This is a genomic window from Desulfobulbaceae bacterium, from assembly GCA_013792005.1.
Lineage (GTDB): Bacteria > Desulfobacterota > Desulfobulbia > Desulfobulbales > VMSU01 > VMSU01.
Window position 1 is genome coordinate 1 of record VMSU01000237.1, and the last position, 9,552, is coordinate 9,552.

Sequence of the window (9,552 nt, forward strand, 5' to 3'; positions counted from 1 at the left end):
TTGTACTGGGTCAGTTCGGTATCGTTAAGGGTCGCGGTCATAACAGCGAAACTACCTATTCTGTCAAAGGCTATGGTGCAAGATAGAGGAACTCAAGGGGAATTAATACCAACGATCATAAAAAAACACACGGATCATTACCACTTAATAGCGGAACCGGACATTGTGCCAACCGGTGTCCACATCCCAAAAATTACTAAAAGGTATCAGATAATTAACTAAGAAAGGAAGATTTTTTCTTACCAATGTGGCCCGAACTTTGACGACATATTGACGGTCTGGTAACAGGATGCTAAGCGGCACAACCTTGACGCCATTCAGTTCAGTCATCAAAGCTTCCGCCTTGGTCAATGAACCGGTTGTTAGTTGAGCGCTTGATTGAGAAAGGTTGAGCTGATATTCCTTTTTGAGGGAATCGAAGCGCATAGTGCGAACCAACTGGAGGCGGTCTATTTCCTTATCCGGCCAACCATCTCGAACCATAATAAGTCGGATATCAAAATTGAAAGTTGCCACCAACCCATTGCTGATTCCCTCAATTATCTCAGGCGAAAAGACATCAACAACGCGCAGAAAAAGGAGCAGCTCCGAGCTGGAATTAGTAACTACAATATCCTTGATCATAGCTTCTTTAGCTTCGACCAAGACAGGCGTTATAAGCATAAGCCAGCACAGCATCAGACTGTTTAATGTCTTACGCCCTACTGATACTCTCATGACACCGCATCCTCTATGTCGCTGACACAATCATTTTTTGCACTCTCCGGGACCAAGATCGCTTTAGAAACCATGATGCGGGCCCGTCTCAGCAGTTCAACAAGAGACTCCTGCTGAAGAGAGCACACCGCCACTCCACGATATTGTGATACGAGGTGTGCCACTGTTTCAGAATCGGCAAGATCAATCTTGTTAAAAACCATCAGTGTCGGCAGATGCAGATCAAGCTGTGTCAAGAGATCATCGACTACCTTAATCTGTTCTTCGCACCGTGGGTTACTGCTGTCAACAACGTGAACTAACACATCAGCTTCATGCAGCTCCTCAAGAGTCGACTGAAATGCCTTTAGCAACTCTTTCGGCAAATCCCGGATAAAGCCTACAGTATCGGTAATGATTACTTCGATATCTTCGGGAAAACGCAACCGGCGACTCGTCGGATCGAGTGTGGCAAAAAGTTTATCTTCAGCAAGAATGTTGCTATTGGTTAGGGCATTGAGGAGAGTCGACTTGCCTGCGTTGGTATAACCGACAAGTGAAATGACAGGAACCTCCTTTTTGCGACGACGTTCACGTCGATGATGACGTTCAGCGCTAATGGTTTTAAGCTTGGATTCAAGTTTAGCCAACCGGTCTTTGATCCGCCGACGATCTACTTCAAGCTTTGTCTCGCCAGGTCCTCTGGTGCCGATGCCTCCAGTGAGTCTCGATAAGGAATCGTCTCGGCTCTCAAGCCGGGGGAGCATATATTTGAGCTGAGCCATCTCAATCTGGACCTGTCCTTCGCGAGAAAGAGCCCGGCGGGCAAAGATATCGAGAATCAGTTGAGTTCGATCAATGACCCGAAGTTCGGTGTGCTGGGCAATGGAATGAACCTGTCTGGCATTCAATTCCTGATCAAAGACCAGGAGGTTGGCGTTCAACAGCAGAGCCTTAAGCATAATCTCACCTAGCTTGCCACGACCGATGATAAATCGAGAACTGGACTTGCTCCGTCGCTGAACAACGGCATCAAGGACGATAATATCATCAGACTTGGCAAGCTCCGTCAGTTCGTCCATGGATGCTTGGGCCTGGATTTTTGACTGACCACTGACACTAATCAGAATGGCACGATCACGTTTGGAATCGATAGATGAGAGGGGTTGAAATTGAGCAAAACGGGATTCAACGGTCGAGATAAGCTCAAGACAAAACGGGTCTTGATGCGATGGAACAACAGGCGGCAGAAAGACCCAATTTTTGTTGTCAATCTGTTCTGGTGAAAGATGGACAGGGTACAGACGTTCCGGCAGGCCATCCGGTTGAACCTTGATTATAACCATCAGGTCAAGCCGTAAAAAGAGGAGGTCCATCAGGTCATCTTCACTGATTTCTTCGCCGCCAAGATGGGTGTGAATACACCGAAGGCCCTTGAGACGGGAACCCGATGAGCGAGCAGTGGGCAAAACAGGGATCATAATCCCCTTCTTATCGCCAACAATCACCATGACGATCCGCCCGGTGCGATCGACAAGCAGACCGATTTGCCTGCCGATCTCCATTGACAGTCGAGAAAGGTCACGGGCTAATTCCGCGCTGATCATCAATTCCGGAGGTACCCTGCGCCGAACAATTCGTTCCAGTGCGTGGAGATGGCCACTCTTAAGACCGGAGGTATTACCAACTAACGTTTCGATAAATATTCCTTTAAACTAAATATGAGGCTAACGCCCTCTAAGGACCCGTTTGTCCCCTACCCTAATGGTGAGTTTCATCTTGTCAAAGTACTCCAGAAGTGGAATGGAGAATTTACGGGATAACCCGGACAGGGTCTTGAAGCCCTGCGCATCAATCTCTCCGTCTCTGGTGAGTTGCTCAATCAATTTGTGCTGCAGATCTGTAAGGCTCTCCTTGTCGTAGTAAAGTTCTTCATTTACCTTAACCAGCTGCTGATCACGGACTATCAGGTCTAGAACCTGGACCACAAGCGCTTTAGAGTAGTGGCTGAGTTGAGCGATCAGATCTTTTTTAGTGGGCGGAGATAATCCGGCAGTTTTAAATAACCCCCTGATCTCACGCCTTGCCTCCTCTTCATCTTCTTTTAAGGCTATTTGATGGTCGGCCAATCGGATGAGTGCCTGTTCCTGGATGATGGTCCCTTCCTTTACGGAACTGTTGAGCACCATCTGGAAGAGTTTAGGTTCCAACCCCTGATAGAGCCTGGAACGCAATTCCTCTTTCCCCATACCTTCTCTCAAGGGATTTTCTTGGTGAAAATAGGCCAGAATAACGACAAGCTCTTCCTTTAACCGGGCCATGGTCTGAGCGCTGACAAACCACTGTCGATCAGAGTCGACCACAACAATGGCGCTTTGGGAGATGGGCCGCTCCAACACCTTTTTCAATCGTTTTCCAAAGAGACCGAGCCGAATTTCAAGCTCATTGATGGTCATACCTTGAAAACCACTATCGTCAAGGTGAAAAATGGCAATTGCTTCCAGGGTTCCAGAACGATAGAGAGTAAAAGCTTCTTGATTCAGCGCCTTAAAACGGCGGCGTTTACGAGGGGGACAATTGTTGAGCACAACTCCGCCGCCAATAGTCTGAACAGGAGAGTAACTTCTGACCACGTAATGGTCCCCAGGCCATGTGGCCACTGGTTCTTCGAGTAAGACCTGAATATCCAGACGAGTCCCTGGCTGGGCTTCATCTTGCTGAAGCAAAACGACTCTACCCATGATCTCAGCAGTACCGAGATGCACTCTGACCCGGGCACGATTTCTTAACGGTTTGCTATTGCTTGATAGATAGGTGAAATCGGCATCAAGCATGTAGGAAGGGAGCAGACAATCCTTAGAGGCAAGGACATCGCCACGGGATACAAATTCTGTTTCCAGGCCTTGGAGGTTGATTGCCGTCCGGTGTCCAGCTTCAACCTCGGTAACATCCTGCCCATGGACTTGAATGCCACGAATCTTTGCAGGCTGCCTTCGGGGATACAGACACACATCCTCACCGACCTTGACCCGACCAGAGATTGAGGTGCCGGTAATCACGGCGCCAAAACCTTTCATACTGAAGATCCGGTCAACTGGCATCCGGAACGGCCCATACGCCTCGTTGAATTCGGTAGTGCGAACTAACTGGTCTAGGGTATCTTTGACTTCCTGAATCCCTTGCCCGGTAACGGCGGATACTAAAATCATGGGCGCATCTTGGAGAAAACTGTCGGCGCAAAACCCACGGACTTCTTCCTGGACCATCTCCAGCCATTCCGGATCCACCATATCGATCTTGGTAATGACAATCAGACCCTGTTTAACTCCCAGGAGGGAGCAGATCTCAAAATGCTCCCTAGTCTGGGGCATGATCCCTTCATCTGCAGCGACCACAAAGGCAACCAGATCGATACCGACTGCCCCTGCCACCATATTCTTGACGAATTTTTCATGACCGGGGACGTCAATAATACCAAGGCGATGGCCGCATGGGAGGTCAAGGAAGGCAAACCCAAGTTCAATGGTTATACCCCGCCTTTTTTCCTCCTTGAGCCGGTCTGTATCAATACCGGTGAGGGCCCGGACCAGGCTGGTCTTGCCATGATCAACATGACCGGCCGTGCCCAGGACAATCTCCCGCATTGCTTATAGTTCTCCGGTCAGAAAGGGATTTGATCGTGACTCTTTGGCAATGGTCGAAGAGGCCCCACCGTAACCGTGACCGGGCCATACTTTGGTGTCGCCCGGCAGGACCAGCAATTTCTGGCGGATGGATCGCATCATGGTGGAGGTGTCGCCGCCAGGGAAATCGGTTCTTCCCACCCCATCAACAAAAAGGGTGTCCCCCGTGAATAGATTAGGGGCCGCATAAATACAGATCCCCCCAGGAGTATGACCAGGGGTATGGATGACAGTTAAGGTCAAGTTACCCACCGTGATAATATCTCCATCATTCACTGTCTGATCAGCCGGTGGAGAGGCTGGCAAGCCAAGTATAGAAAAATATTCCGTTATTTCGGGACGGGCGAAGAACTCGGCGTCCTTGGAATGGATGATGATTTTTGCTCCCGTGGCCTCTTTTAAAGGGCCATTAGCGCAATCATGATCAGGATGGCCGTGGGTGTTAATGATCTTGGTAATCGTCAGATTACTCGCTTTGGCCGCCGCCAAAATTTTTTCCGGATTCCCCCCCGGATCGATAACAGCTGCCATTCTGGTTTCTTCACAACCCAGGAGGTAGCAGCACACCCCCATGGCGCCAACGACTAATTGCTGTATAATCATGGTATTCCTTCAACTGGCGATAACCAGTGGGTAAGTAAGTCTCTATAAAAACGCCTCTCAGAGCGGGGTGCGCTAGGCATTAATTATGAGTTAGCAATCACACTTGTTTGGGTCACAGCCACCACTGCCACAACCACAACCTATATTGGACAATGTTACAGGCTTTTTCACAGGTTGTTGTTGCGCAAGGACGTTATCCACTACAGTATTAAATGCCACAACCGCTGGGCTATCGTTATCAGAGACAAGGTAAGGATTGCCATCGTCTCCACCCATCACAACTCGAGGATCCATGGGAACTCGACCAAGAAAATTAATTTTGAAATCTTTTGCTGTACGTTCACCGCCACCGCTTTTAAAGACATCGACAATTTTATTGCAGTGGGGACAGATCATACCGCTCATGTTCTCCACCAGGCCGACAATTCTCATCTTGACATGGTTGCAGAAATTGATGGACTTCCGAACATCAGCCAGGGCAATTTCCTGAGGGGTTGTAACCACCAGGGCTTGAGCATCCGGGATGGTGCTGGAGATGGTCAGTGGTTCATCACCGGTACCGGGAGGTGCGTCAATGACAAGATAATCCAACTCCCCCCAATCCATATCGGCAATAAACTGACGAATCGCTTGGATTTTCAAAGGACCGCGCCAGATAATCGGATCGTCACGGTCTTCCATCATGTATTCCAGAGAGGTAACTTTGAGATTCTCCATTGCCTGAATCGGAGGGAGCAACCCACCCTCACTTCGTGAACTTGCATCTTGAAGTTTATGTTCAAGATTAAGCATTCGACAGATATCGGGCCCATGAAGATCTACGTCCATAAGTCCTACCTTAAAACCTCGTTTGGCGAGTCCCAAGGCCAGATTGGTTGAGACAGTGCTCTTACCGACACCACCCTTACCACTCATAACCAGAATTTTATGCTTAATTTTAGCCAGAGACCTTTTAATCGCCACATCCTGCTGGGCGATATGCGATTGGGCGTTGGTCGCGGATGAACCGCAGCTGGATTTTTTACTGTCACATGTACCGCATGAACTACTCATGATACCGTTATCCTCCATAATAAAAATGTGTGCTGCTTAGGGACTCGGAAATTACCAATTTACCTGGATCGCACCCGGATCTGGGTCAGATTTGGTTGCACCGATTGAACAAAACCGCAGGCGTAGCAGCGCTACGTCGAGGATTGTGTGATTGAAGTACGACCAAAGATGGCCCAAAGCCGGGATGCGTTATGGTAAATTGGTAATTTCCGCGTCCCTTACACTCAACAAATAACCAACAACGCAGGAGACAGGACAATTTTTTGTCTACACTTATCTGCGAAGCTATCAAGGTCAGTCAATTAAAATAAAAGCGATATGCTCCATGGCAAGTTCCAGGTAGAACCTGGACTCCTCAAGTTTAAAGACGATTCTGCGGTTATCAAAAGCACTTGCTCCGGAACCTGCGCCCACGACGCCGGTTGACGCTTCAGGGACCAAGGTGATGCCGTTGCTTAAGGTCAGGGCCTTTGGTTGGCCAAATTTGGCGTTTAAGTCATATTCGGACTCAACCATCCTCATAGCGCAACCAAGGATCTGATTGGTTAACTCACCTATGGAGTCAGCCACCTCAGCCGATGTAGCGTTAACGGCTAAACCCTCAGCAGGCATCCCCATGGTTAACATATAGTTACGGTACAGATACAAGGCCGATTCATCTGAAAAACTAAATGCTACCAGTCCGTTATAGTCTCCGTAAAACTGGACGAAGCAACCAAGGTCCGGTCGGATGCTTACTCTTGGAATATCTTGAATGGTCTTGACATATGTTACATCCTGGCCAATTCCTTTCTCTAATGTCTCTTTGGTGGCTTGACAAAGAGCGATGGCTAAACGGTCGATCGCAAGATTTTTCATAATTCTCCTCTAAGAAAAGATCAGTTTTATTGCAACTGACCAAGTGGGAAAAGTTTCTCCCCTGCTTTGATCTCCAAATTTATATGATTTTCTGGTGGAGGGATTGGACAGGAAAAGTTGTAATTATAGGCACAGTATGGATTATAGGCCAAATTAAAATCCAGCACAACCGAATCTCCAGTGGGCTCCCCAACTTCAAGATAACGTCCTCCCGGATATGTTTCCAGGCCATTGGTCCGATCCATAAACGGGATAAACAGGATATTATTAGCTCTGGGGTCCTGCCCCTTCTCCTGGTAGGCAAAGAGTGTCGTGGCCTTGCCCGACACGGTGCAGTCAAGTTGGGCAATGGCCACATAGACTCGTTCATGTCCTGTTGATGTCTGGATCCTGAATTCCCTGGGCTCAACCAAACGTTGATAATGAGCAGTAACTCGATAGGTGATGTCGACAGGATAATAACTCAGCTCTTTAAACTGCCATTGCTGTTCATTAAGAAGAGGAGAGTCCGGTGATGTCTTGAAAAAACGGTCTTTATCCTGACGTGATTCCATGATTGCCTTTTTGTGCTTCAGGGTCTCTACCCGGTTTGGTCCTGATGTGCAGGAAGTCAAACTCAACAGGGCGATGAACCAGATTATCAAAGGCAGGATCGTTGACACCCGGATGTCTAGACTGTTCAATCGGAGAAAATTATAAGGCATGCTCATTGATAAAATCCTTAATAACAGCCGAATCGGCAGCCAGTATTTGACAACGGGTAGGCATCCCGTGCAAGGCAGCTAGAGAGGGAGGCAGTGGTTGTTCGCCAATTGCCTGAGACACAGCGGCGCCAAACTTACCGGGGTGGGCAGTTGCCAGACATATCATCGGCCTTGGGGTACAAAATTCCTGCCCAGCCTTTACACCGACTGCTGTATGTGGGTCGAGCACATAGCCGGTTTCTTGATAAAAGTCACGGATGGTGGCGATAACCTCAACCTCTGAAACTCGGCGAGCACTGAAATCTTCCCGAATACGCACTATCGTTTCGGGATTAAAGACTAGGTGTCGCTCTTGTGCCAAGAAATCCATGTCCTTGGCTGTCCGCGTGGCATCTTGTCCGTTCAAATAGTAGAGATACCGTTCAAAGTTGGAGGCCAACTGGATATCCATTGATGGGCTGCACGTTGGAACAACCTGGGACATCGAATAATTTCCATCGACGATGAACCGAGCCAGGATGTCATTGTCATTGGTTGCCAAGATCAGGCGGGCAATCCGTTGTGGGCCAAGCATGGTTCTGGCCACAAAGCCCGCGAAGACATCGCCAAAATTCCCGGTAGGAACCGAGAAGTCAACTGAGTCATGACCTTCTTGCTCGGAAACCCGAAAATAAGCATAGACATAATAGACGACTTGAGCCAGAATACGTGCCCAGTTGATGGAGTTAACCGCTCCCAAATGATGCCGTTCCTTAAAGGGGATATCATTAAAGATGGTCTTGACGATAGCCTGACCATCATCAAATGTCCCTTGGATGGCAATATTGAAGACATTGGCATCGGTAACCGATGTCATCTGCAGTTCCTGAATAGGACTGACACGTTTATGAGGATGGAGGATAAAGATATTAATCCTTTCCTTGCCACGAACCCCATGGATTGCGGCACTTCCAGTATCACCCGAAGTGGCGCCGAGGATATTCATCTTTTCGTTACGCTTGTTCAACAGATATTCAAAGAGATTGCCTAGGAATTGGAGCGCAACATCTTTAAAAGCCAGCGTGGGCCCATGAAACAACTCAAGGATATGAAGACCGCCCTTTTTAGCCAAAGGGGTTACTTCAGGGTGGGAAAAGGTCTGGTAGGAACGAGTGATGAGTTCTCGTAACTCAGCATCCGGGATGTCATCGATAAAACGAGACATGACTGCAAAGGCCAACTCCGGGTAGGACAAGGCCTTCCAGTCAGCAAGGGTTTGGTCATCAACTACCGGCAATTCGGTTGGCAACAGAAGGCCTCCATCGGTTGCCAGTCCCATCATCACCGCTTCAGTAAAACTAATAGGCTCAATCGTACCACGTGTGCTTATGTATTTCATCGCTGTTCTCTAACAAGGAAAGGGGACAGATTTAAACTCTGTCGCCGGACATTATTTTTCAAGCAGACAAACACCTTCCATCTCCTTGGGGATCGGTAAATCCATCAATGACAAGATCGTGGGTGCGATATCTTTCAAAGCTCCGTCGCGACGGAGGGTGCGACCGATTAAGCGATCATTGATCACAATACAGGGAACCGGATTTAAGGTATGCGCTGTATGTGGTCCCTTGGTCACTTCATCGTACATGATGTCGGCATTGCCGTGATCGGCGCAGACTACCACACTTCCTCCCTGATCCAAAAAGGGCTGAACCAATTGCCCGAGGCAGGCGTCAACGGTTTCGCAGGCTTTAACCGCTGCATCAAACTTTCCTGAATGGCCGACCATATCGGCATTGGCAAAGTTTAAGGCGATGAAGCTGTAGGAGGTGTCTGCCATGCGAGTTGAAAGTTCGGCTGTCACCTCCTCAGCGCTCATCTGTGGTTTCAGGTCGTAGGTAGCAACTTCTTTGGGGGAATTGATCAACACCCTGTCTTCTAAAGGAAATGGGGTCTCGCGGCCTCCGTTAAAAAAA

Annotated in this window: 9 protein-coding genes; all 9 read right to left on the reverse strand. The window is 48.5% G+C overall.

What is annotated here, in order from left to right:
• Positions 1-144: 144 nt before the first annotated feature.
• A complete protein-coding gene (locus tag FP815_15475; GenBank protein ID MBA3016332.1) occupies positions 145-717 on the reverse strand; it encodes a DUF4390 domain-containing protein in 573 nt (190 codons plus the stop codon).
• Positions 714-2,303, reverse strand: a complete 1,590-nt coding sequence (hflX, locus tag FP815_15480) for a GTPase HflX (protein MBA3016333.1) — start codon at positions 2,301-2,303, stop codon at positions 714-716. The genes FP815_15475 and hflX overlap by 4 nt, the downstream gene beginning before the upstream one ends.
• A 120-nt stretch (positions 2,304-2,423) precedes the next feature.
• Entirely contained in the window at positions 2,424-4,340 is a 1,917-nt protein-coding gene (gene selB, locus FP815_15485) for a selenocysteine-specific translation elongation factor (GenBank protein ID MBA3016334.1), read from the reverse strand.
• A gap of 3 nt (positions 4,341-4,343) precedes the next feature.
• Positions 4,344-4,982, reverse strand: coding sequence for an MBL fold metallo-hydrolase (locus tag FP815_15490; GenBank protein MBA3016335.1), 639 nt, complete (start codon positions 4,980-4,982; stop codon positions 4,344-4,346).
• Positions 4,983-5,072: 90 nt separating this feature from the next.
• A complete protein-coding gene (locus FP815_15495; protein ID MBA3016336.1) occupies positions 5,073-6,035 on the reverse strand; it encodes an Mrp/NBP35 family ATP-binding protein in 963 nt (320 codons plus the stop codon).
• Positions 6,036-6,329: 294 nt separating this feature from the next.
• Positions 6,330-6,893: a DUF3334 family protein gene (locus tag FP815_15500; GenBank protein MBA3016337.1), complete on the reverse strand. Its 564-nt coding sequence runs from the start codon at positions 6,891-6,893 to the stop codon at positions 6,330-6,332.
• A gap of 26 nt (positions 6,894-6,919) precedes the next feature.
• Positions 6,920-7,603 carry a DUF1684 domain-containing protein gene (locus FP815_15505; protein ID MBA3016338.1) on the reverse strand — a complete coding sequence of 228 codons (684 nt, stop codon included), beginning with the start codon at positions 7,601-7,603 and terminating at the stop codon, positions 6,920-6,922.
• Entirely contained in the window at positions 7,587-8,975 is a 1,389-nt protein-coding gene (locus FP815_15510) for a threonine synthase (GenBank protein MBA3016339.1), read from the reverse strand. Before FP815_15510 ends, FP815_15505 begins: the two co-directional genes overlap by 17 nt.
• 51 nt (positions 8,976-9,026) lie before the next feature.
• A partial coding sequence (locus FP815_15515; protein MBA3016340.1) for a 2,3-bisphosphoglycerate-independent phosphoglycerate mutase occupies positions 9,027-9,552 on the reverse strand: 526 nt, incomplete at its 5' end.

Excerpts from the sequence above, each read along its gene's own strand:
- FP815_15475 (MBA3016332.1), bottom strand. The coding sequence starts at position 717 with ATGAGAGTATCAGTAGGGCGTAAGACATTAAACAGTCTGATGCTGTGC.
- hflX (MBA3016333.1), bottom strand. The coding sequence starts at position 2,303 with ATGATCAGCGCGGAATTAGCCCGTGACCTTTCTCGACTGTCAATGGAG.
- selB (MBA3016334.1), bottom strand. The coding sequence starts at position 4,340 with ATGCGGGAGATTGTCCTGGGCACGGCCGGTCATGTTGATCATGGCAAG.
- FP815_15490 (MBA3016335.1), bottom strand. The coding sequence starts at position 4,982 with ATGATTATACAGCAATTAGTCGTTGGCGCCATGGGGGTGTGCTGCTAC.
- FP815_15495 (MBA3016336.1), bottom strand. The coding sequence starts at position 6,035 with ATGAGTAGTTCATGCGGTACATGTGACAGTAAAAAATCCAGCTGCGGT.
- FP815_15500 (MBA3016337.1), bottom strand. The coding sequence starts at position 6,893 with ATGAAAAATCTTGCGATCGACCGTTTAGCCATCGCTCTTTGTCAAGCC.
- FP815_15505 (MBA3016338.1), bottom strand. The coding sequence starts at position 7,603 with ATGAGCATGCCTTATAATTTTCTCCGATTGAACAGTCTAGACATCCGG.
- FP815_15510 (MBA3016339.1), bottom strand. The coding sequence starts at position 8,975 with ATGAAATACATAAGCACACGTGGTACGATTGAGCCTATTAGTTTTACT.